This window comes from Pseudomonas sp. YQ_6 (assembly GCF_043103245.1).
Lineage (GTDB): Bacteria > Pseudomonadota > Gammaproteobacteria > Pseudomonadales > Pseudomonadaceae > Aquipseudomonas > Aquipseudomonas alloputida.
This window is the reverse complement of the sequence record NZ_JBICJR010000027.1, coordinates 88,613-112,196: the sequence shown is the minus strand read 5'-3', so window position 1 is coordinate 112,196 and position 23,584 is coordinate 88,613. Positions and strand designations below refer to the sequence as shown.

The window sequence follows — 23,584 nt, the reverse complement described above, 5'->3', positions numbered from 1 at the left end:
TCACCCCTGCTCCAACGGTAGAGCCCATGCCCAGTCAACAACAAAAAAACGTCTCCCCTGCCCTCGAGCAGCTGATCCAGCGCGCCAGCCTGCCAGGCCCCACGCTCAGCGAAGCCCAGGCGCATGCCTTGCTGCAGATGCACTACGGCGTTGCCGGTGGGTTGTCGGCATTGGGCAGTCAGCAGGACCTGAACTTCCGGGTCGACACGGCTGAAGGGCAGTTCGTGCTCAAGGCCTGTCATGGCAGCTACGCCAAGGTGGAGCTGGAGGCGCAGCATGCCGCCCTCGCCTACCTGCGTGAGCACGGCCTGTCGGTGCCCGCAGTACGTGCGGCGCACAGCGGCGAAAACTTGCTGGCCGTGGAGGTTGATGGCCAACCGCTGCGGGTACGCCTGCTCGACTACATCGACGGTCAACCGTTGACGCGTCTCAAGCACATGCCGGCGCAGTTGATGGCCGAAATGGGCAGGCTGTGCGCGCGACTCGACAGCGCCCTGGCCGATTTCGACCACCCCGGCCTTGCGCGCACCCTGCAGTGGGACCCGCAACACGCCCAGGCGTTGATCCAGCATCTGCTGCCCGTCCTGCACAACACCGAGCAACGCGTCCGCATCGACCACGCCACCCGCGTCGCCGGCGAACACCTCGCACCGCTGGTTGATCGGCTGCCAAGCCAGGCCGTGCACCTGGACATTACCGACGACAACACCGTCTGGGCCCGTGATGGCGAGCGCCAGTGGCAGTTGCAAGGGGTGATCGACTTCGGCGACCTGCTGCGCACCTGGCGCATCGCCGACCTGTCGGTGACCTGCGCGGCGCTGCTGCACCACGCCGAAGGCGACCCGCTGCGGATCCTGCCGGCAATCAGCGCCTACCAGGCGCTCAACCCGCTGACCGACGCCGAACTGCGTGCCTTATGGCCTCTGGTACTGAACCGCGCGGCAGTGCTGGTGCTGAGCAGTGCGCAGCAACTGGCCGTGGACCCGGGCAACCAGTACACCCGCGACAACGTCGCCCATGAGTGGGAAATCTTCGACACCGCCACCGCCGTGCCTTTCGCGCTAATGCAAGCGGCCATCCTGCAGGCTGCCGGCCTGCAGCCCGCCACGCCAGACCTGACCGGCTGCGCGCCGCTGCTGCCCGAACTCGCGGGGCAACCGGTGACGCGCGTGGACCTCGGCGTACTCAGCGAGCATTGTGAAGCGGGCAACTGGGAGCAACCCGGCTTCGACCAACGTCTATTAACCCTGCACCCTGCCCCAGCCTGCAGCCTGCACGGGCAGTATCGCCTGTCGCAAACCCATATCGACCGCCCCGACGAACCCGCCACCTGCGCCCTTGGCGTCGAGCTGCATGTGCCCAACGGCAGCCAGGTGCAAGCGCCGGCAGCCGGCACCTGGCTGCACCGCGGCGACGGCCGGGGCTGCTTGCGCACCCCGCATTGGGCTTTGTGGCTGCAAGGCCTGGAAGACGCACCGGCAGACGGCCAGGCCGTGGAAAAGGGCCAGTTCCTGGGCAGCAGCTGCGGCTTCCTCAGCGTGCAGTTGTGCCTGGACAATGGCATCCATCCGCCGCGCTTCGCCACGCCTTCACAAGCCGCCGCCTGGCTGGCCCTGTGCCCGTCACCGGCCGCCCTGCTGGGCTTCGATTGCGATGCCGAGCCGCTACCCGATCCGCAAGCGCTGCTGGCCCGCCGCGATGCCAGCTTTGCCCGCTCGCAGAAGCACTACTACGCGCAACCGCCGCACATTGAGCGTGGCTGGCGCAACTACCTGATCGACATGCAAGGCCGCTCCTATCTGGACATGCTCAACAACGTCGCAGTGCTGGGCCATGGCCATCCACGCATGGTTGCCGAGTCGGCGCGGCAGTGGTCGCTGCTGAACACCAACTCGCGCTTCCATTACGCAGCAATCACCGAATTCTCCGAGCGCCTGCTGGACCTGGCCCCCGAAGGTTTCGACCGGGTGTTCATGGTCAACAGCGGCACAGAGGCCAACGACCTGGCGATTCGTCTGGCCTGGGCCTACAGTGGCGGGCGCGACCTGCTCAGTGTGCTGGAGGCCTACCACGGCTGGTCGGTGGCCACCGATGCCATCTCCACGTCGATCGCCGACAACCCGCAAGCCCTGGAAACCCGACCGGACTGGGTACACCCGGTCGAAGCACCGAACACCTTCCGCGGTCGTTTCCGCGGGGCCGAAAGCGCCGCCGACTACCTGCAAGACGTCGACGCCAAGCTGGCTGACCTCGACGCCCGTGGCCGTCAGCTGGCGGGCATCATCTGCGAACCGGTGTACGGCAATGCCGGCGGTATCTCGCTGCCCGCAGGCTACCTGCGCGCAGCCTATGCCAAGGTCCGCGCGCGCGGCGGGGTGTGCATCGCCGACGAAGTGCAGGTGGGTTATGGCCGCCTGGGCGAGTACTTCTGGGGCTTCGAGGAACAGGGCGTGGTGCCGGACATCATTACCATGGCCAAAGGCATGGGTAACGGCCAGCCACTGGGCGTGGTCATCACCCGTCGGGAAATCGCCGAGGCGCTGGAGGCCGAGGGCTACTTCTTCTCCTCGGCCGGTGGCAGCCCGGTCAGTTGCCGCATCGGCATGGCGGTGCTGGATGTCATGCAGGAGGAAGGTTTGTGGGACAACGCCCGTGACACCGGGCGCTACTTCAAGGCACGCCTGCAGGCGCTGGTCGACAAGCACCCGCTGGCCGGAGCGGCACATGGCTCGGGCTTCTACCTGGGGCTGGAACTGGTGCGCGACCGCACCACCCTGGAGCCGGCCACCGAAGAAACCATGATGCTGTGCGATCGCCTGCGTGACCTGGGCATCTTCATGCAGCCGACCGGCGACTACCTGAACATCCTCAAGATCAAGCCACCGATGTGCACCAGCCGGGCGAGCGTGGACTACTTTGTCGATTGTATTGATCAGGTACTGGGTGAAGGGCTGTAGGGATTGTGAAGCTGGCCGATGAGTGTTCATACTTTTCGGCCACAACGTTCCCGTCATCAGGTTTACTGACAATGGCCTTTACCAGCGACTCCCTGGCGATTTTCCTCGCGGTGCTCGATGCCGGCTCGTTCTCCGCCGCCGCCCGCAAGCTGGGCCGTGTGCCTTCAGCCGTGAGCATGGCAATCGCCCAACTGGAAGCGGAACTGGACCTGCCCCTGTTCGACCGGGCCACGCGCAAAGCCTTGCCCACCAACGCCGCCCTGGCGCTGGAGCCCCAGGCCAGGCAGGTCATCTGCCAACTCAACCTGCTGGACGCCCAGGCCCTGCAATTACACAAAGGCCTGGAAAAGCGCCTGACCATCGCCATGGCGCCCGAGTTGCAGACCGGCCCCTGGAACCAACCGCTGGAAATCCTCGCCCAGGCATTTCCCAGCCTGGAAATCGAGGTACGCTCGGCCACCCAGACCGAGGCCATTCGCCTGCTGCATGACGGCAGTGTGCAATTGGCCCTGGTGTTCGAACGGCCCGGCATCGATGAGCGCGAGTCATTCCTCGAGGCCGGCAGCCAACTGCTGGTGGCCGTTGCCTCACCGCGCCATCCAGCCGGGCAGAACAGCGGTACGCCATTGCCTGAAGAGGCCTTTGCCGAACAACGGCAGATCATCGTGGCTTCGGGCAAGGCCACCGGGTCGGACCCGCGCATGGTGCTGTCCCGGCGCATCTGGTTGACCGATAGCTACCTGGCCACGCTGGACCTGGTGCAGTCCGGGCTGGGCTGGGCCTACCTGCCGCAGCCATTGGTCGAACCGCTGATTGCCTCGGGCGCACTGGCCGAGGTGCGCTTCGACAACATGGCCAGCCGCCTGCGCTTGTGGGTAGACATCATCTGGATCAAGTCGCGCCCGTTGGGCCTGGGCGCGCGACGCTACCTGGAAGTCATGCGCCAGCTGTTCGAGAAGGAGCCCCCCAGGGCCTGATATCCCTTGCGCGCGTCCAGACCCGGCAGGTGGTCGCCCGGCCCTTTGGGCTGGGGGTTATGCTGTCGGCGCCACCAACCTGTAGCCAACCCCCGCCTCAGTAATGATGAACCGCGGCGCCGTGGGGTCATCGCCCAGCTTCTGTCGCAGATGCCCGACCACAATGCGCAGGTAGTGGGTATCCTCCGCATGGGTCGGCCCCCAGATATCCTTGAGCAGCTGCTGCTGGGTAATCACCCGCCCGGGGTGCCCGGCCAATAGCGCCAGCAAAGCATACTCCTTGCGTGTCAATGCCACCTCCACACCCTCGAGCGTCACCCGGCGGAAGGCAAAATCCACCGTCAGCGGCCCAAAGCTGGCCGCCACTTCCGAGCCGCCGGCTTGTGGCACCTGGCGCAGCAAGGCCCGCACGCGGGCGAGAAACTCCTGGATACCGAACGGCTTGGTCACATAGTCATTGGCGCCACCATCCAGCGCATCGACCTTCTGCACTTCACTGGCACGTACCGACAACACCATCACCGGCACTGCACTCCATTCGCGCAACTCACGCAGTACCTGCTGGCCGTCCATGTCCGGCAGCCCCAGGTCGAGCACCACCAGGTCCGGCTTGCCCAGTGCCGCCTGGGCCAACCCTTCGGCACCGGTGGCGGCCTCCAGCACCTTGTAGCCTTGCGAGGCCAGGCTGATACGCAGGAACTTGCGGATCTGCGGTTCATCGTCGATGACCAACAGGGTGGCGGACTGACTCATGGGGTTTCGCTTTCGGCTTCAGGTTGAGGAGGCAGCGGCAAGCATAGAGTGATGCTGGTGCCTTGGCCATCAATGCCTTCGCCTACCAGAATCTGCCCGCCATGGGCACCGATCATGCCCTGGCAGATAGCCAGGCCCAGCCCGGTACCCTGCCCGCCGCGGTCGCCACGGGCGGCGGTGTAGAACATGTCGAAGATTTTCTCGCGGTCGGCTTCGGGAATGCCGGGGCCCTGGTCGCTGACGGTCAAGCGCAGTTGGTCGTCATGCACCGACACCTGCAGCTCAAGCCGACCATTGGCCGGCGAAAAGCGTGCGGCGTTTTCCAGCACGTTGACCAGTGCCTGCTCGATCAACGCCGCATGCACGAACAGCAATGGCAGCTCGGCCGGCACGTCCGTGTGCACACGCAGCGGCGCCAGCACCACCCGCAGGCGGTTGAGCGCACTGCCGACGATATCCGCCGGGGCCACCCAGTCGCGGGCCAGCTTGAGGCCGCCATGGCCCAGGCGGGTCATGTCCAGCAGGTTCTGGATGTAGCGATCGAGGCGTTCAGCCTCGTTGCGGGTGCCCTCCAGCAGCTCGCGGCGGTCTTCAGCCGGGATCGCATCGCCCAACGCCAGCAGGCTGTCGATGCTGCCACGCATGGCGGTCAACGGCGTGCGCAAGTCATGGGATACGGAAGCCAGCAGGGCGCTGCGCAGTTGCTCGGTTTCGCCGTGCAGGCGTGCGGCTTCCAGCTGTTCGGCCAGGCGTGCGCGGGCCAGGGCCTGGGCCAGGGGCTGGCCTAGGGCGGTAAGCAGGCGCCGGCGTGGGTCGCTGAGCGGCTGCCCGTTGCGCGGGCGCACGCCCAGCAGCGCCAGCGGCTGATCGTCCACCGCCAATGGCCACCACCACCAACGGCCATTTGGCAGGGTATCGCTGCCGTGGCCGGCGGCCTGCCCATGCTGCCAGGCCCAATCGGCAGCCGCCCGTTCGGTGTCGCTGAAGGTGCAGGCTTCCCCGCTGGCCACTTGCAACTGGCCCTCGGCGTTGCGCTCCAGCAAGCACACCTGGGCGTCCTGCCAGCCGTCCAGGTGCTGGCCGGCAGCCTTGAATATGGCTTGGCGGTCGGTGGCTACCGTCAACCGGCGAGACAGGTCGAGCAACTGGCTGGTCTGCGCCTGGGTCTCGCGCAGCGCCTGCAATTGGCGACGCTGGCGCGCGGCCAGGTTGCCGGTGAGCGCGGCCATCAACAGAAAGAACACCAAGGTCAGCACGTCTTCTTCGCGCTGGATGGTGAACGAGAAGTTGGGCGGTATGAACAGGAAGTCATAGACCAGGAACGACAGCGCGGCGCAAGCAAGCGCAGGTCCCAGGCTACTGCGCACCGCGACCAGCAACACCGCCGCCAGGAACACCAGCGAGATATTGGGCAACGCGAGCACACTGGACACCGCCCAGGCCAGACCCGCAGCCATCACGGTGGCCAGCAGCGCCAGCAGGTAATGACGCCACACCCACACCCGCCGCACGGCTGAACGCGGCGCTGGCGGCTGCACGTCGCGGTCCAGCACGTTGATTTCCAGACCACGGCTTTCGCGCAGCAGCCGCGCCGCCACACCCGCGCCGAACAAACGCCGACGCAGGCGGTTGCGGGACTGCCCGACCAGCACCAGGCTGGCCCGCCGCTCGACCGCATGCTGGATCAGCGTACGGGCCACTTCCCCAGCACGCAGCAGCACCACCTCCCCGCCCAGCCGCTCGGCCAGTTGCTGCGCGGCTTGCAAACGATGCCGTGCGGTTTCGTCACGCAGGCGGCCGTTGTCCACATGCACCAGGCTCCAAGGCAGATGACGGCGCTGGGCCACGCGGCTGGCATGGCGCACCAGGCGTTCGGCCTGATCGTCACCGTCTATGCCCACCAGCAACCGGCCGCGCAAGGCCGGCGCCTCCTGGCCGCGCTGACGATAGCCGTGGGCCAGGTCGGCATCGACCTGAGCAGCGGCGGTCTGCATGGCCAGCTCGCGCAGGGCGGTGAGGTTGGTTTGCGAAAAGTACGCATCGATGGCCGCCCTAGCCTGCTCGGGCACGTACACCTTGCCTTCACGCAGGCGTTCGAGCAGCTCTCGCGGAGGCAGGTCGATCAGCACCAGCTCGAACGCTTCCTGCAGCACCCAGTCCGGCAGGGTCTCGCGCACTTGCACGCCGGTAATGTCGCGGACCTTGTCGTTGAGGCTTTCCAGGTGCTGGACGTTGACCGTGGTGTACACGTCGATGCCCGCGGCCAAGAGTTCTTGGACATCCTGCCAGCGTTTGGCGTGGCGGCTGCCGGGGGCGTTCGTGTGGGCCAGTTCGTCCACCAGGGCCAAGGCCGGCGCGGCACGCAGCAGGCCGTCGAGGTCCATTTCCTCAAGGGTGACGCCACGGTACTGGCTGCGCAGCAAGGGCTGCTGATGCAGCCCACCGAGCAACGCTTCGGTTTCCGCGCGGCCATGGGTTTCGACCACCCCGGCCAACACCTGCACGCCCTGGCGTTGCTGGGCGTGTGCGGCCTGGAGCATGGCGAAGGTCTTGCCGACGCCGGGGGCAGCACCGAGGAACACCTTCAGCCGGCCCCGGCCGGTGCGTGGGAAGTTGGCCAACAGCGCATCGGCGCGGGCGGAGTCACTCATGTTTCATCCTTTGCTTTTTCCAGCAGTCGGCCACTTCAGGGAAAGCCCCCTTAATTTGTAGGAGCGGGTTTACCCGCGAATACGTCAGTGGCACCACCACCGCATTCGCGGGTGAACCCGCTCCTACAGGCTTCCTGCCAGCGTTACCTGGCGAGCTTTTCCAAGGCCTGGTTCAACGCCAGCACGTTGACCACCGGCGGGCCGATCAATGGGTGGAGGGTGGCCTGTTCCAGCAAGGCTTGCAAGCGCTCTACCGGCAGCTGCCGTGCCGCCGCCACCCGCGGGATCTGATAGGCCAAGGCCTCCGGTGGCAAGTGCGGGTCCAGGCCGCTGCCCGAGGTGGTCAGCAGCGCCTGCGGCACTGGCCCCTGCTGCGCCTGATACAACGTGGCCGCATCGCCCTTTACCCGCTCAGCCAGCGCCGGGTTGCTCGGCGACAGGTTGCTGGCGCCGCTGGCCACGGTCGCGTAGGCACCTGCCGAGGGCCGCGAGTGGAACCAGCGATCGCCCTGGAAGTCCTGGGCGATCAGTGCCGAACCCCGCACCTGGCCTTGCGCATCGCGTACCAGGCTACCGTTGGCCTGGTTCGGAAAAGCGACTTGGGCAATACCGGTCACCGCCAGCGGATACAGAGCGCCCGTCACCAGGGTCATCAACAAAGCCAGGCTCAATGCCGGGCGTAGATAAGCAGTCATGGCGGCCTCCTCAGACCAGGTTCAGGGCGTTGAGCAGCAGGTCGATCAGCTTGATCCCGGCAAACGGCACCACAATGCCACCCAGCCCGTAGATCAGCAGGTTGCGCCGCAACAGGTGCGCCGCACTGGCCGCCTGCACGCGCACCCCACGCAGCGCCAGCGGGATCAGCACGATGATGATCAGCGCGTTGAACACGATCGCCGACAGGATGGCGCTCTGCGGGCTGGCCAGTTGCATCAGGTTGAGCACACCCAGTTGCGGGTAGATGGCAGCGAACAGCGCCGGCAGGATGGCGAAGTATTTGGCCACGTCGTTGGCAATGGAGAACGTTGTCAACGCACCGCGGGTGACCAGCAGCTCCTTGCCGACCTGGACTACGTCCAGCAGCTTGGTCGGGTCGCTGTCCAGGTCGACCATGTTGGCGGCCTCCCGCGCAGCCTGAGTGCCGTCGTTCATGGCCATGCCTACGTCAGCCTGGGCCAGTGCCGGGGCGTCGTTGGCACCGTCGCCACACATGGCAACCAGGCGGCCTTCATTCTGCTCCTGGCGAATGCGCGCCAGCTTCTTCTCGGGCGTGGCCTCGGCCAGCACGTCATCGACCCCCGCTTCGGCGGCGATGGCGGCCGCAGTCAACGGGTTGTCGCCGGTCACCATGACCGTGCGGATGCCCAGCTTGCGCAGCTCGGCGAAGCGCTCGCGGATACCAGGTTTGACCACGTCCTTGAGGTGGATCACACCCAGCAAGCGCTTGTCGACGCACACCAGTAACGGGGTGCCGCCACTCTGCGCGATGCGTTCGACTTCACGGGCCAGCGCCGCCGGCATTTCCAGGCGTTGCATACCGACGAATGCCAGCACCGCATCGACGGCGCCCTTGCGGTAGCGGTGCTGTTCGAAGTCGATGCCCGACAGGCGTGTCTCGGCACTGAAAGCCACCGCTTCGAACTGCCCGGCAGGCGGGTCGACGAAGTCATGCAACTGGCGCAGGTATTCGACAATCGACTTGCCTTCGGCGGTGTCATCGGCCAGCGAGGCCAGCAAGGCGCCCTCCCCCAGTTCCTTGGCGGTAATGCCCGGTGCAGCATGCAGTGCGCTGCAGCGGCGGTTACCAAAGGTGATGGTGCCGGTCTTGTCGAGCATCAGCGTATGCACGTCCCCGGCCGCCTCGACGGCGCGGCCCGAGCGGGCAATGACATTCAGCCGTACCAGCCTGTCCATGCCGGCGATACCGATGGCCGACAGCAGGCCGCCGATGGTGGTCGGGATCAGCGTCACCAGCAACGCGGCCAGGAAGATCAGCGGCAGGCTGCCACCCACGAAGTGGGCGAACGGCTGCAAGGTCACCACCACGATCAGGAAAATCAGGGTCAGGCCGATCAGCAGGATGTCGAGGGCGATTTCGTTCGGGGTCTTCTGCCGCTTGGCACCTTCGACCAGGGCGATCATCCGGTCCAGGGTCGACTCGCCGGGGTTGCTGGTGATGCGGATAAGCAGCCAGTCGGAGACCAGCCGCGTATTGCCGGTCACCGCCGAGCGGTCGCCACCTGATTCGCGGATTACCGGTGCGGATTCGCCGGTAATGGCGGCCTCGTTGACGGCCGCGATGCCTTCAATCACCTCACCGTCGCCGGGGATCACTTCGCCGGCGACCACGCGGACCACGTCGTCCTTGCGCAGCGCACTGGCAGCCACCGTCTCGTAGCTGCCATCACGCAGACGACGCTGGGCGGTCAGGCCCTGGCTGCCGGCCTTGAGGCTGTCGGCGCGGGCCTTGCCACGGCCTTCGGCCAACGCCTCGGCGAAGTTGGCGAACAACACGGTGAACCACAGCCACAGGGCAATCTGTACCGCAACGCCGGTGCTCACGCCGCCGCCGGGGGCAAAACACAGCACGGTGGTCAGCACTGCGGTCAGGGCCACCACCAGCATTACCGGGGAGCGCTTGAGCTGACGCGGGTCGAGCTTGACGAACGCCTGCACCAGCGCCGGGCGCCACAGCGCGGCGAAGCGGGTCTGGTCCTTGGCACTGTGCCGGCTATTCACTTCAGGAATGGGCATGTTCATGATCGGTCCTCAAAAACCCAGGCTAAGGTGTTCGGCGATTGGCCCAAGGGCCAGGGTCGGCAGGAAGGTCAGGCCACCGACCAGCAGGATGGTCACCAGCAGCAAGCCGGTGAACAGCGGGCCGTGAGTCGGGAAGCTGTTCTGCCCCAGCGTCGCGCTTTTTTTCGCCGCCAGGCTGCCGGCCAACGCCAGTATCGGCAGGATGTAGCCGAAGCGGCCGATGAGCATGGCCAGGCCGATCATCAGGTTGTGGTACACGGTGTTGGCGCCAAACCCGGCAAAGGCCGAGCCGTTGTTGGCCGAGCCCGAGGTATAGGCGTACAGCAACTGGCTGAAACCATGCGCCCCCGGGTTGGTGACCGCCCCGGCCGGGCCGGGCAGGCTGGCGGCGATGGCGCCAAGTACCAGCACGCCAACCGGCATCACCAGCAGGGTTGCCACCAGAAGCTGCACTTCACGGGCCTGCAGCTTCTTGCCCAGGTATTCCGGGGTACGGCCAATCATCAGCCCGGCCAGGAACACCGCGATAAGGACGAACAGCAGCATGCCGTAGAGGCCCGCGCCGACGCCGCCGAATATCACCTCGCCGACCATCATGTTGACCATCGCCACCATACCGGTCAGCGGGTTCAGGCTGTCGTGCATGGCATTGACCGAACCGTTGGAGGCGGCGGTGGTGGTGACCGCCCACAGCACCGAACCGGTGGTGCCGAAGCGGCTTTCCTTGCCCTCCAGGGGGGCGGTCTGTTGCACCTGTGTGCTTTCCAGGGCCGGGTTCGGCTGATGCTCGGACCACAGCGCCGTGCTGCCACCGATCAGGAACAGGGCAAGCATGCAGGCGAGGATGGCGCGGCTCTGACGCAGGTCCTTCACGTAGTGACCGAAGGTGAACACCAACGCCACCGGAATGAGGATGATCGATGCCACCTCGAACAGGTTGCTCCAGGCCGTTGGGTTTTCGAACGGGTGCGCCGAGTTGACGCCGAAGAAGCCACCGCCATTGGTACCCAGCTGCTTGATGGCGATCTGGCTGGCGGCCGGCCCCAGCGGAATGGTCTGGTCGGCACCTTGCAAAGTCAGCGCGTGGGCGTAGTCGGCAAAGGTCTGTGGTACGCCCTGCCATACCAGCAGCAGCGCCAGCAGCAAGCACAGCGGCAGCAGGCCGTAGAGGGTGGCACGGGTCATGTCGACCCAGAAGTTGCCCAGCGTCGTCGCGCTGCGCCGGGCGATACCGCGGCACAGGACAACCAGCACGGCCAGGCCGGTGGCAGGGCTGACAAAGTTCTGCACGGTCAGACCAAGCATCTGGCTCAGGTAGCTGACCGACGCCTCACCGCTGTAGGCCTGCCAGTTGGTGTTGGTAACGAAACTGACGGCGGTGTTGAACGCCAGTGACCATTCCTGGCCAGGCAGGTGCTGAGGGTTGAGTGGCAGGTAGCCCTGCAACAGCAGCACGGCGAACAGCAGCAGGAAACCGACCAGGTTGAACGCCAACAGGGCCAGGGCGTATTGCCGCCAGTTCTGCTCCTGGCTGGCGTTCACACCCGCCAGCCGGTAACAGCCCTGCTCGACCGGCCCCAGCACAGGGGTCAGCCAGGTACGCTGGCCTTCCATGACCTTGTAGTAGAACCGCCCGAGCCAGGGTGCAGGTAGCAGCACGATGGCAAAGAATGCCAAGAGCAAGGCGAAATCGTAACTGTGCATGGCCGCTCCCTAGCTGCGATCGGCGCGCAGCAGCGCCACCAGCAGATAAAACGCCAATGCCACTGCCAGTAGCAGTGACAGCCCGTCGAGCATGTTCATGTGTGGATCTCCCCGTGTTACGGCTTGGGCCGCTTTGGGGAAATTGTCCGAGGGAGAGGCGTAAAGGGGCGAGATCGGGGGGTGGGGGTGGGTGTAAAGAATGCGTAAAAATCAGCGTTCTTCGCGGGCACGCCCGCTCCCACAGGTACTGCACAGCCTTCAAGGCCTGTGTGGTACCTGTGGAAGCGGGCAAGCTCGCGAAAGGGCCGTTACAGGCTTATTGTTGTGGCGGCTGCTGCGCCGCGTTACGGCTCCAGTCCAGCAGCAGGCTGTAGCCTACCGCCAGCAAGGTCGGCCCGATGAACAGGCCAATGAAGCCAAAGGCAAGCAAGCCGCCGAACACGCCCAGCAGCACGATCACCAGCGGCAGGTTGCCGCCACGGCTGATCAGGTAAGGTTTGAGCACGTTGTCCACGCCACTGATGACGAAGGTACCCCACACACCCAGGAACACCGCCATGCCGTATTCGCCCTTCCACACCAGCCAAGCGGTGGCCGGGATCCAGGCCAGTGGCGGCCCCATGGGAATCAGGCTGAGCATGAAGGTGACCAACCCCAGCACGATCGCCCCAGGCACCCCGGCGATCAGGAAGCCGATCAGTGCCAGCAGGGCCTGCGCGGCCGCCGTGCCGATCACCCCGTTGACCACCCGCTGCACGGTAGCGGCTACCAGGTCCAGGTAATACTCGGCGCGTTCGCCCACCAGCCGGTGCAGCAAGCGCAGCACGAATGCCGCCAAGCGTGGCCCGTCGCGGTAGAAGAAGAACACGAACACCAGGCTCAGGGTCAGTTCCAGCACGCCGCTGCCGATCTGCGCGCTGCGCGCCAGCAACCAGTTGCCCACCTGCCCAAAGTAAGGCTTGATCGAGGCAAGCAAGGCTGCGCCTTGCTGGTCCAGCGATTGCCAACCGTTGACCAGACGCTCGCCAACGAAAGGAATGCCACCCAGCCAGGCCGGTGCATCGGGCAGGCCGTCGACCTGCACGTCACGCACGAACGCCGTAGCGTCGCGAATGTGATCGGCCAGGTTGAACCCCAGCCACACCAGCGGCAGTGCCACGATCAGGATCCAGGCCATGGTCAGCAGGCCGGCGGCCAGCGTCTCGCGACCGCCCAGCAGGCGCGTAAGAAAGCGCATCAACGGCCAGCTGGCAAAGGCCAGGATGGCCCCCCACAGCAATGCCGATATGAAGGGTGCCATCACCCACAGGCCGGCCCCCAGCAATGCCACCAGCAGAATCTGGACCAGCAGGCGATCATTGTTAACCATGAGGGTGCTCGTTCAAGGGATCAGTTCAAGGTGCAGGCCGTTTGTAGGCGCACTGCCGACTTCAAGACGGCGATTGCGCACCCCGGCCTTGACCAGCGCTTCGCGCCAGGCCTCAGCCTGGGCGCCACTGAGGCTGACACGCAAGGTGCTGTCAAGGTTCAGGCTGCGGGCCAGCAGATTCACCCAGGCGTCTTGCGGCGCAGCAAGGTCAGGGTAGTCGAGCTTGCCGGTGTCACGCATTTCGCGCAGCACCGTAGCGGCGGTTGGCAGCAGCACGCCCAGCGGGCTGCCAGAGATGAACTCTTCCACGTGCAGATAGGCACGGCGGTTGCCACGGGTAACGCTGTACAGCGCGACCAGGGTATCCGCCTCGTCTGCCGAGCGGCGCAGCAGGATGAACGCCTGCTGCTCGTCGCCTCCGTTGAGGCGGGCATTGGCGAACACATCATTGGCCCACAGGCTGGCCTCACCGCAATCACGCCCCTGACACCAGAACAACGGGTAGCCACCCTCGCGTACAAGTGCTTCGCGGGCACTGGTGAAGGCCTCGCGTGCAGTCCGCTCGACGGGCAATTCATAGGTCACCGAGCTGACCTGACCGCGGCTCTCGACTTTGTCATCGACCCGCAGGCGGCCACTGATCTTGCGTAGCGGGCCCATCGGGTAGACCCGCTCCTGTTCCGTCGCCGGGCGTTGATCGACCACCTTGGCGTCCTGCGGGACCGGCAGGCTGCCGGCCCACGCCACCGGGGTGGCGAGCACCAGGCAGGCAGCCAAGCCAGTGCGAATGGAAACGGGCACGCTCATTGGCGAACCAGGCGGCGCTCAGCGCCGAATTGAAGCTCCAGGATGTCTGGCAGTTGCATGGTTGTCTCCCTGTTCAACCCGCCAAGCCTCGACACTTGTCCGGTGCAAGTCAAGCAAAGCCAAAGAAGCGATTGATACAGTCTGCAACAAGGGCCGCGCCCTGCGCATCGTTCAGGTGCAGGTGATGGCCGCCGGGCAGCGTCACCTGTTCAAAGGGTAGCTGCTCCAGCAACTCTGTGTGGCGCGCCAGCATGCCGTCGGCGGCCACCACCAACAGCGCCGGGCAACTCACCCGCCGCACATAGGCCATGGCCTGGACCTCGCTCAGGCGCACCGGCGAGGGCAGGGTCAGCCGGCTGTCGCTGCGCCAGCTATAGCCACCGGGCACCGGCATCAGGCCACGCTGGGCCAGCAGCTCGGCCGCTTCACGGCTGACCGCGACCATGCCTTTCATCCGGGCTTGCACCCCTGCTTCCAATGTCGCATACACCGACTTGCGTTTGCCATCCAGCCGCAACTGGGCTTGCAGCGCCATCCCCAAACGCTCGCCTGCGTCCTGCTCGGCGCCGGTCGGCGGGATGACGCCGTCGATAAGCGCCAGGTGACTGACCCGATCGGGCAATGCACCGGCCAGTTGCACCGAAATGATCGCGCCCAGCGAATGCCCCAGCAGGGCAAAACGCGGCCAACCCAATTGCTCGGCCACGCGCAGCACGTCATGGGCATAGTCGGCCAGGGCATACCCGGCGCCGAGCGGGCGGTGCTCCGAATAACCATGGCCGGCCAGGTCCAGGGCGACGAGGCGTAGACCTTTCAGTTGCGGTGCCAGGCGGGCAAAGCTGTTGGCGTTGTCCAGCCAGCCATGCAGGGCAATCACCGGCAGCCCGTCTTCGGGGCCGAACAGGTGTGCAGCCAGCTCGATATGGCCCAGGCTCAGGCGAATTTCCTCTACGTGCGCGCTCATGCCTGGCTCCAGCGGTCGAACAGGCCCTTGATCAGGCTGGCAGTGTCGGCCGGGCGCTCCAGCGGGAACATGTGCCCACCCGGTACGCTGTGGTATTCACCTTTGGGCATGCCGCGCACAGCCAAGGTGTGGTGGCGACGAATGACGTTGCTGCGGTTGCCGCGCACCATGGCCAGCGGCACCTGCAACTGGTGCGCGGGGGCGGGGCTGGTGTGCGGGATGCTGCGGTAGATGCTGATTTCAGTAGCAGGGTCGAAGCGCAACTGCAGCCCTTGCCCCACCACCTGCAGACCATGTTCTACATATGCGTCGAGGCAATCGGGATCGAAATGGCGGAACAGTGATTTGCCAGCGAAATAGTCCCGGGCGCTGTCGCGGTCATTGAACGTTTCGCGACGCCCCAAGGTGCGCCCGGCCGGTGTGATGCGGTCGATGAAACCAAAGCGCTTGGCTGTGCGCAGCAGCCATTGATCAGCGCGGGTGAGCACCGGAGAGTCGAGCATCACCAGCCCCCGATAGTACTCGGGGCAGCGCAATGCCGCGTGCAGGTGCAACACGCCACCCAGCGAATGGCCGACGCCCCAGACCGGCTGGTCCTGCTGCGCCAGGTGATGCAACAATTCATCGACCAGGCTTTGCCAGTTTTCATCCACGGGAAAACGCGGGTCATGTGCATGCTGGGCCAGGTGCTGCACCTGATAGTCCGGCGCCAGCGCTGCAAACAGCTTGCCGTAGGTGGCCGATGGGAAACCGTTGGCATGGGCGAAGAAGATCTGCTGCGACATGGCGCCTGGTCCGGACCGGAATGATGGCCCATTGTCGGCATCGCGGGGCAGTTCGGCAATGTCCATAAAGGTCATCGGCGAGGGGGATCAGGTCATGCCGAGCGGTCGAAACTGCTCAGCGACCGACGCAGGCAGGCCTGCATGTAGGCCACTTGGCTCTCCAGCGCCTCGCGGGCCAGACGCTGGTCCTGGTAGTCCAGTTGCAGGCGGCGCAAGGCCAGACAACTGGTTTGCAGCAGGTGCGAGACCCGCAGGCAGGCATCCTGCAGCGTACGCAGGTCCTGCTCGCATTGTTGCCTCGCAGCAGGGTCCAGCCCAGGGTTGTCGTTCACCTTGCGCATCAGGTGGTAAAGCTTGGCATCGGCCGATTCACGCAGCAGGCTGTATTGGGCGAAATCCAGCGAAGTACCTTGGTCAACCTGTTCCAGGGTGGGTTGCAGGTCCAGGGAGCGCAACAGCTCCAGCATTTCACCCCTCATTCGCCGTTCCCTGATGTTTGCCATGTGGCAACGCTAGCAAGCGGTGGTGAAGCGCGACAACTGACAAAAATGCCAGTTGCCTTATCGATCTTTACCCATGCCAGCATGCAGACGCGAGCGAAACAGTGGCCTGCACAAGCCATGGGAAGTTCAAGCGGGTGAGTGGATGGCCTGCAGCGTCATCAACCCGGCCAGCGGCCACTCACCTTCCAGCTCCGCCAGGCTGGCAGTGCTCATGGCTGCCGGCTGTTGCCTGTGGCCGTGCTCCAGCGCACCGACCAAGGTACCTACCAGCGGCTGGTGGCTGACCAGCAGCACATGCTCAAGCCCCAGTCGCTCGATTTCGCCGATGACCTGCTGCACATCACCCTCGGGCGTCAGCCAGGGCACGGTGCGCACGGGTTCGGCGAAGCCCAAAGTGTCATGCACCAGCGCGGCGGTCTGCTGGGCGCGTACGTAAGGGCTGGCGACAATCGCCTGCAATGGCTGCCCGATCAGGTAAGCCGCACTGTGCAGCACCTGCTCGCGACCATGGGCAGTCAGCCGGCGCTCGGCATCCGTCTTGGCCCGCGGCTCAGCTTCACCGTGGCGCAGCACCCACAGCTTCACAGCTTGGGTTCCTCGTCACGCACCGGATGCGCGGCCGGTGCCACGGCGTGCGCTGCTTCACCTTCCGGCGCACGCGGGGCCGGCCAGTCTGCGAACGGCCATGGCTTCTGGTCGCTGTGGAAACTGCCGAAGCGGCCGATCTGTGCCAGGTACTGGCTCAGGCTGTCGCCGAAGTTCATCAGGCTGGCGCTGGGCGCGCCATACACCAGTCGGTAGATCAGCTGTACCAGCACCAGGCCACCCAGCAGCAACTCGGCCAGTTGCCAGACCACCAGGAACACCAGCATCCACAGCACCCGCAGGATGATCGACTCGCGCTGGGCGCGTTCGGGCGTATCGTTCATGTGTTGCTCCTTGCTCGTGTCAGAGCCGCCAAGGGCTCAGTTGAAACCGCTGATGGAAATGAAATCGACGTCGGTCTTGGGCTCGGCGCGCATCAGGTGCTCGATCACCTGGTTCAGCGTGCGCCCTTCGAACAGGATGGCATGCAGACCAGCCACCAGCGGCATGTACACCTGCACTTGCTGGGCCTTGGTCTTGAGCACCTTGAGCGTGTTGACCCCCTCGGCCACTTCGCCCAGGCGGCTGACCGCCTCTTCCAGGCTTTGGCCCTGCCCCAGTGCGTAGCCAACCTGATAGTTGCGGCTTTTGGGCGAGGAGCAGGTGACGATCAGGTCACCGACACCGGCCAGGCCGAGGAACGTCATGGGGTTGGCGCCCTGGCTGACGGCGAAACGGGTCATCTCGGCCAAGGCCCGGGTAATCAGCATGCTCTTGGTGTTCTCGCCCATCCCCAAGGCCACAGCCATGCCGGCGATGATCGCGTAGACGTTCTTCAGTGCACCGCCCAGTTCGACACCGAAACGGTCGGCACTGGCGTAGACGCGGAAGGTGCGCCCGTGCAGCACGGCCTGTACCTGCTGGCACAGGTCTTCGTGCTCACTGGCCACCACTGTGGCAGTTAGCGCATGTTCGGCGATTTCGCGCGCCAGGTTGGGCCCCGACAAAACGCCGATGCGCGCCTCGGGGGCGATTTCTTCGAGGATCTGGCTCATCAACTTGAAGCTTTGCGCTTCGATGCCCTTGGTCAGGCTGACCAGGCCCTTGCCGCGCAGCAGCTCGGCATGCGGTGCCAGCACGCTGCGCAAGGCACTCGATGGCAGGGCAACGAAGATCAGCTCGCTGGCCTGCAGGGTGGCCAGCAAGTCGTTGACCGGATCAACCCCATCGTGCAGGCGGATACCCTTGAGGTAGCGCGGATTCTCGCGATTCACACGCATGGCCTCGGCCTGCGCCGGGTCGCGCATCCATTGGCGCACCGGCACACCGTTTTCCGCCAGCAGGTTCGCCACGGCGGTGCCGAAGCTGCCGCCGCCCAGAACCGCAACAGGTTGCTGTTCAGTCATATCCAATCCATTAAAGCCAAAAGTTAAGTGGCGACCCCGCCATTATACGGCTCGCCTGCTACAGAACCAGTGTCTGGGCGTTTGCGGTACTCGCCATGGCATTTTCGGGGCCGTCGAGATCGAGCGCCGCCACGCAGCACATTTCAAGATGTACGCCCGACAACCACTGGCAAAACCCCCACGGTCAGTTACCATGCCTGTTTCAATCCTGAAACAAAGGCCGCTCCGTGTTCCCTGGCACGCCCCCGTACCCGCGCCTGCTGTTATTGACCGCCCTGCTCGGCGGTCAGGCCGTGGCCGACGACCTGTTCATCGACAACACCGACCTGCCACAGGTTCTGACCGCCACACGCCTGAAACAATCCCCCGCCGCTGTCCCGGGCAGCATGACCGTACTCGACAGCGAACTGATTCGCGCCAGCGGTGCCCGTGACATCCCCGAACTGCTGCGCCTGGTACCGGGCATGATGATCGGCTACGGTGCCGGTAATCAACCCACGGTCAACTACCACGGCAGCAACGTCAACGACGCACGGCGCATGCAGGTATTGATCGATGGCCGCTCGGTATACCGCGCAGGCCTGGCCACGGTGGACTGGAGCGACATCCCCTTGGCCATGGAGGATATCGAGCGCATCGAGGTGTTCCGCGGCCCGAATACCGTCAGCTATGGCGCCAACGCGCTGATGGCGGTGGTCAACATCCTCACCCGCAAACCCGCCGACAGCCACGGTACGCGGCTGAAAGTGACACGCGGCCAGGACGGCATCAACGACTTCTATGCCAGCCACGGCTTGGGTTGGGACGGTGGCGACCTGCGCCTGTCGCTGTCGGGCCAACAGGACGACGGCTTCGATGAGAACCAGTTCGGCCAGGACTACCGCGACAGCCGCCGCCTGACTCGCTTCAACCTCAGCGCCAACCACAACCTGGCGGTCGACCAGACCCTGGAGTGGCAACTGGCGGCCAAGGAAGGCAGCAATCAGCGGCCCTACACCTACCAGCCGGTGTTCCAGCAGTACGAGTCCGGGAACAATGCCGACGTCAACGCCAAGGACTATGCGGGCTCGTTGCGCTGGACCAAAGACTTCAGCGCTGAACACAGCCTTTATATCCAGGGTTCCGCCCAGCATTTTGATCGCCAGCAAGTGTGGCGCGCCTGTGATGCCTTGCAGTCGTTCAGCCCCGAACTGACCCAGCTCTGGCAGATGAACCCCGACTTCGCCGAGAAAGTGGCGCGCGGCATTGCGACTGGCGCCCCCCTTTCCACTGACGACCCTGCCCTTGAAGGGCTTCTGCAGAAAGTGCAGCAGCAATGGGAGCAGGGAGGACGGGAGCAGGTCTGCGGCGATGTCGATCAGAGCACCCGTGAAACCCGCTATGACCTGGAAATCCAGGACACCCTGAGCCTGACCGACAGCCTGCGTCTGCTCAGTGGCATGAACTACCGCTATGATCGCGCCGACTCGCAGACCTACTTCAACGGCAGCATCGACGACCAGACCTGGCGCCTGTTCGGCCAGCTGGAATGGCGCGCCGACGAGCACTGGATACTGCAAGGTGGGGCCATGTTCGAAGACTCGCGCCTGTCTGGCAGTTCGCTGACCCCGCGCGTCGCGGTCAACTACCTGATCACCCCGCGCCACGGCCTGCGTGCGGTGTACTCCGAAGCGGTGCGCTCGCCCGACATGTTCGAGAACAACGTCAACTGGAGTTACACGGTCAAGAACCTCACCCCCAATTCATTCGGGCTGCAAAACGGTGAGTATTTCGTCAAGACCCGTGGCCCTGGCGACCTTGAACAGGAGCGCATGCGCTCGCGCGAGCTAGGCTACAACGGCTATTTCAGCGACCTCGACCTAAGCCTGGATGTGAAGCTGTTCTACGACGAGATCACCGGCATGATCAGCGAGCCTCTGAGGAACAACCAGTACATCGCCAGCAACGCCAACAAGGCCCGTTTCAGCGGCAGCGAGGCGCAAATGGACTGGCGCCCCACCCTGCGCGACCGCCTGCGCCTGACCTATGCCTACGTCGATGCGTGGGCCAGCAACCCCGACGACCGTCGCCTCAGCGCCCGTAACAGCGGCTCGGCCGGGTGGATGCGCGAATGGGGTTCCGGCTGGTCGAGCGCGCTGTTCTACTACGGCGACGATGCCCTCAACCAGTACCGCTACGAGCGTCTTGACCTGCGCCTGGCCAAGCGCTTTCGGGTGTATGGCAGCAACCTGGAGCTGGCGGCGCTGTGGCAGCAGCGCCTGGACGATGAACCGACCTCGGCCCTGCAGAACCGCTACGACAGCCGTCACCGCCTGAGCGTGAGCGCGGAGCTGGAGTTCTGATGGCCCTGCTGCTGCGCCTGTTGCTGCTCTGCCTGTGGCCTTTGGGGCCTTTGTCCGCCAGCGAAGTCCTGCTGGTGGGGGCTGAGGACCAGCCCGGTGTCCGCAGCTTCATCGCCGCACTGGAAAGCCGCCGGCCCCACGATCATGTGCAGTTTCAAACCACCGCCAACCTGCCACGCCCGGGCAAGCTCAAAGCCGACCAACGCCTGATCCTGCTCGACAACGCAGCACTTGAATGGCGCCTGGTGGAAACCGCCGGCCCGCCGGCACTGGTCATGCGGGTCAGCCGAGTACAGGCTGAACAGCGCCTGGGAAAGTCCCGCCCCGCGTTCCTCACACTGTTGTGGAGCGACGCACCGTTGGGACGGCAATTGCGCCTGGCACGCTACCTGTTGCCGCAGGCCAGGCGCGTTGGCGTGCTGTATGGCGAGCACAGCAGCTTTCTGCTGGACGAACTGCGCCATGCTGCACGGCCGCTAGGCCTGGAGATCGTTGCCCAGGACTGGTCCGACCCGCGTGACAACCGGCCGCTGCAGCACCTGCTGGGCAATAGCGATGTGCTACTGGGCCTGGACGACCCTGACTTGTACAACTCCAAGACTGCAAAGAACCTGCTGTTGAGCAGTTATGGCCGGCAGATGGCACTGATCGGCCCGAACGCCGGCTTCGTTCGCGCCGGCGCCCTGGCCAGTACCTACAGCGACCAGGACGACTGGCTGTGGGTGCTCGACCAGTTGCTCGACCAGCCGCCGACGCGCTGGCCGCGCAGCCTGTACCCGGTGCGTTACGGCGTCAGTGGCAACCAGCAGGTGGCCCGTGCCCTGGGTCTTGAACCAATCGATCAGAACGCCGCCGTCAAGGCCCTGGCCGAGGGAGAACCCACCCCATGAGCAAACGCTTGAGCTGGGACATTCATACCCGCACGCAGATCATCAGTCTCGGCCCCGCCCTGCTACTGACCTTGCTCTTGATCAGCTTCTTTACCTTCGTACGCATCCAGGACCTGCGCCAGGAACTCAACCACACCGGGCAACTGATCGCCAACCAGTTGGCACCGGCGTCGGAATATGGGGTGATTTCGGGCAACAACGAAGTGCTTGAAGGGCTGATGCGTGCAACCCTCAGCATCCCGCATGTGCGCTTTCTGGAAGTGCAGGACAGCCGCAACCACATCCTCGTGTACGTTGAGCAGTCCGATGAAAGTGCCAACCGCGCGCAACAGGTCGAGGTTTTCCAGGCGCCCATTCGCCTGCAGCAAATCCGCCTGGACAACGACTTCCTGCAGCAGGGCAAAGCCACCACCCCGGCCATCGGTGACGACTACCTGGGCCGCGTGATCGTCGGCATGTCCGATGACGCCTTCAGTCAGCGTCAGCAGGAAATCGTGATCAAGGCCGGGATCCTGGCGTTGTTCGCCCTGCTGTTCACCTTCTTGCTGGCACGCCGCCTGGCCATGAGCCTGGCCAAGCCGATCAGCGACATGGGCCATGCGGTCAAGGCTATTCAGCAAGGCGAGTACGACACCCCCTTGCCGGTCGTCGACGACAGCGAGCTGGGCCACTTGGCCCGCCACATCAATAACCTGGCCAGCGCCCTGGAACAGGCCAGCGATGAACAGAAGCAGGCCATCGCCGAACTGATCCAGGCCCGCGAGGAGGCCGAACAGGCCAACCGTGCCAAATCGGATTTCCTGGCGATGATGAGCCATGAGTTGCGCACCCCGATGAATGGCGTGCTAGGCATGCTGCAACTGCTGGAAACCACACCGCTGAGCAGTGAACAGGCCGATTACACGGCAGTGGCCAGCGAGTCCACCGGGCATTTGCTCAAGGTCATCAACGACATCCTCGATTTTTCGCGCATCGAACGCGCCGCGCTGCAACTGGAGCACATCGACTTCAACCTCGGCGAGCTGATCACCAACAGTGTGCAGTCGTTCCAGCACAGCGCCCAGCAACGCGGCCTGGGCCTGCACCTGCAACTGCCGGCCGGCATCGAGCAGCTGCAGGTGAACGGCGATCCCACGCGCATCCGCCAGATCCTGCTGAACCTGGTAGGCAACGCCCTGAAGTTCACCGAACGCGGCCAGGTGCAAGTCGACGCACGCTGGCAGGTGCTCGACCGGCAGTTGATCTGGTTGACCTGCAGCGTGCGCGACACCGGCATCGGCATCGACAGCGACCGCCTGGAAATGATGTTCGTCGCCTTCCAGCAGGCCGACAGCTCGATTTCCCGTCGTTATGGCGGCACCGGGCTGGGGCTGTCGATCGCTCGTACCCTGGCCGAGCGCATGGGCGGCAAGCTACGCGGTGAAAGCCGTGAGGGCCTGGGTTCGACCTTCACCCTGGAGATGCCGTTGGCCCTCGCCAACCCTGCCCCCGTCCCGTTGACGCCGCCAACGACTGCACGAACGACGGTGCCGGACAATGATCAGGTACTGCTGGTGGAGGACAATCCGGTCAACCGGAGTGTCGTAGAAGCCATGCTGCGCAGCCTGGGGCTGGCAGTATGCACGGCAGAAGATGGCCTTGAAGCCGTCGAACTGGTCGGCCGGCAGCGCTTTGCTGCCGTACTGATGGATTGCCGCCTGCCACACCTGGACGGCTATGAAGCCACCCGACGCATCCGCCAATTGCCCAACGGCGCTGGGCTACCGATCATCGCCCTGACCGCCAATGCCTTGCAGGGCGACCGTGAACGTTGCATGGCCGCCGGTATGGACGATTACCTGAGCAAACCCTTGCGCCGCACCGAATTGCAGCAGGTGCTGCAGCGCTGGTTACCCGGTCAGACAACCGCGACTGGCGATAAATGCTAAAGTGCGGCAGTCTTAAACACTGGACAGGACCTTCATCGGACCTGAAAATAGACGTTTCAGTGCACACCTGTACTTCTTTCACCAGGTGCGCTGTGACTTTCACCACAACGCAATAGTCTACCTGTAGGCTGCCGTCTCGAAGCGCTTGGTTTTCGGGCCGGCCGGGAAGATTCATCCCCTGCCGCAGGGGGTTATTGAGGAGC

At 64.8% G+C, this 23,584-nt stretch carries 19 protein-coding genes; 5 read left to right on the top strand and 14 right to left on the bottom strand.

Annotated elements, in window-relative coordinates; genetic code table 11:
* Nucleotides 1-26 precede the first annotated feature (26 nt).
* Together ACF8FG_RS08600 and ACF8FG_RS08595 are read left to right on the top strand one after the other, a co-directional pair.
* Nucleotides 27-2,957: an aminotransferase gene (locus ACF8FG_RS08600; protein WP_392518701.1), complete on the top strand. Its 2,931-nt coding sequence runs from the start codon at nt 27-29 to the stop codon at nt 2,955-2,957.
* A 71-nt stretch (nt 2,958-3,028) separates the two neighbouring features.
* A complete protein-coding gene (locus ACF8FG_RS08595; RefSeq protein WP_014590292.1) occupies nt 3,029-3,934 on the top strand; it encodes a LysR family transcriptional regulator in 906 nt (301 codons plus the stop codon).
* A 57-nt stretch (nt 3,935-3,991) separates the two neighbouring features.
* Here ACF8FG_RS08595 and ACF8FG_RS08590 read toward each other — a convergent pair whose 3' ends face one another.
* The 14 genes from ACF8FG_RS08590 to ACF8FG_RS08525 all read right to left on the bottom strand — a co-directional run bounded on the left by ACF8FG_RS08590 (nt 3,992) and on the right by ACF8FG_RS08525 (nt 18,221).
* The gene (locus tag ACF8FG_RS08590; protein ID WP_014590291.1) at nt 3,992-4,687 is read right to left on the bottom strand and encodes a response regulator; all 696 of its coding nucleotides are present in this window, start codon (nt 4,685-4,687) and stop codon (nt 3,992-3,994) included.
* Complete coding sequence (locus tag ACF8FG_RS08585; RefSeq protein WP_318078924.1) at nt 4,684-7,338, bottom strand: sensor histidine kinase KdpD; 2,655 nt, start codon at nt 7,336-7,338, stop codon at nt 4,684-4,686. The genes ACF8FG_RS08590 and ACF8FG_RS08585 overlap by 4 nt, the downstream gene beginning before the upstream one ends.
* Nucleotides 7,339-7,481: 143 nt before the next feature.
* The gene (kdpC, locus tag ACF8FG_RS08580) at nt 7,482-8,033 is read right to left on the bottom strand and encodes a potassium-transporting ATPase subunit KdpC (RefSeq protein WP_318078923.1); all 552 of its coding nucleotides are present in this window, start codon (nt 8,031-8,033) and stop codon (nt 7,482-7,484) included.
* A gap of 10 nt (nt 8,034-8,043) precedes the next feature.
* The gene (gene kdpB, locus ACF8FG_RS08575; protein WP_019437939.1) at nt 8,044-10,098 is read right to left on the bottom strand and encodes a potassium-transporting ATPase subunit KdpB; all 2,055 of its coding nucleotides are present in this window, start codon (nt 10,096-10,098) and stop codon (nt 8,044-8,046) included.
* 9 nt (nt 10,099-10,107) lie between these two features.
* Entirely contained in the window at nt 10,108-11,802 is a 1,695-nt protein-coding gene (gene kdpA / locus ACF8FG_RS08570) for a potassium-transporting ATPase subunit KdpA (protein WP_019437940.1), read from the bottom strand.
* Nucleotides 11,803-11,811: 9 nt separating this feature from the next.
* Nucleotides 11,812-11,901, bottom strand: a complete 90-nt coding sequence (gene kdpF, locus ACF8FG_RS08565; protein WP_003251485.1) for a K(+)-transporting ATPase subunit F — start codon at nt 11,899-11,901, stop codon at nt 11,812-11,814.
* Nucleotides 11,902-12,118: 217 nt separating this feature from the next.
* Entirely contained in the window at nt 12,119-13,171 is a 1,053-nt protein-coding gene (locus tag ACF8FG_RS08560; RefSeq protein WP_014590285.1) for an AI-2E family transporter, read from the bottom strand.
* Between the two features lie 12 nt (nt 13,172-13,183).
* Nucleotides 13,184-13,978 (bottom strand): DUF4892 domain-containing protein, encoded by a 795-nt coding sequence (locus ACF8FG_RS08555; RefSeq protein WP_014590284.1) that lies wholly within the window; start codon nt 13,976-13,978, stop codon nt 13,184-13,186.
* Between the two features lie 109 nt (nt 13,979-14,087).
* Nucleotides 14,088-14,942, bottom strand: coding sequence for an alpha/beta hydrolase (locus tag ACF8FG_RS08550; RefSeq protein ID WP_014590283.1), 855 nt, complete (start codon nt 14,940-14,942; stop codon nt 14,088-14,090).
* A complete protein-coding gene (locus ACF8FG_RS08545; RefSeq protein WP_026031896.1) occupies nt 14,939-15,727 on the bottom strand; it encodes an alpha/beta fold hydrolase in 789 nt (262 codons plus the stop codon). The genes ACF8FG_RS08550 and ACF8FG_RS08545 overlap by 4 nt, the downstream gene beginning before the upstream one ends.
* Before the next feature lie 92 nt (nt 15,728-15,819).
* Nucleotides 15,820-16,194, bottom strand: a complete 375-nt coding sequence (locus ACF8FG_RS08540; protein ID WP_010954933.1) for a hypothetical protein — start codon at nt 16,192-16,194, stop codon at nt 15,820-15,822.
* Between the two features lie 162 nt (nt 16,195-16,356).
* On the bottom strand, nt 16,357-16,815 hold the full coding sequence (gene sixA, locus ACF8FG_RS08535; RefSeq protein ID WP_019437943.1) for a phosphohistidine phosphatase SixA: 459 nt from the start codon (nt 16,813-16,815) through the stop codon (nt 16,357-16,359).
* A complete protein-coding gene (locus ACF8FG_RS08530) occupies nt 16,812-17,159 on the bottom strand; it encodes a DUF4389 domain-containing protein (RefSeq protein WP_003251499.1) in 348 nt (115 codons plus the stop codon). The genes sixA and ACF8FG_RS08530 overlap by 4 nt, the downstream gene beginning before the upstream one ends.
* Before the next feature lie 36 nt (nt 17,160-17,195).
* Complete coding sequence (locus tag ACF8FG_RS08525) at nt 17,196-18,221, bottom strand: NAD(P)H-dependent glycerol-3-phosphate dehydrogenase (protein ID WP_014590280.1); 1,026 nt, start codon at nt 18,219-18,221, stop codon at nt 17,196-17,198.
* 227 nt (nt 18,222-18,448) lie between these two features.
* Between ACF8FG_RS08525 and ACF8FG_RS08520 the strand changes: the two genes are divergently transcribed.
* From ACF8FG_RS08520 to ACF8FG_RS08510, 3 genes are read left to right on the top strand one after another with little or no spacing between them, the layout of a single operon-like run.
* A complete protein-coding gene (locus ACF8FG_RS08520) occupies nt 18,449-20,563 on the top strand; it encodes a TonB-dependent siderophore receptor (protein ID WP_014590279.1) in 2,115 nt (704 codons plus the stop codon).
* Nucleotides 20,563-21,453, top strand: a complete 891-nt coding sequence (locus tag ACF8FG_RS08515) for an ABC transporter substrate-binding protein (RefSeq protein ID WP_019437944.1) — start codon at nt 20,563-20,565, stop codon at nt 21,451-21,453. Before ACF8FG_RS08520 ends, ACF8FG_RS08515 begins: the two co-directional genes overlap by 1 nt.
* Nucleotides 21,450-23,381 carry an ATP-binding protein gene (locus tag ACF8FG_RS08510; protein ID WP_014590277.1) on the top strand — a complete coding sequence of 644 codons (1,932 nt, stop codon included), beginning with the start codon at nt 21,450-21,452 and terminating at the stop codon, nt 23,379-23,381. Before ACF8FG_RS08515 ends, ACF8FG_RS08510 begins: the two co-directional genes overlap by 4 nt.
* Nucleotides 23,382-23,584 lie beyond the last annotated feature (203 nt).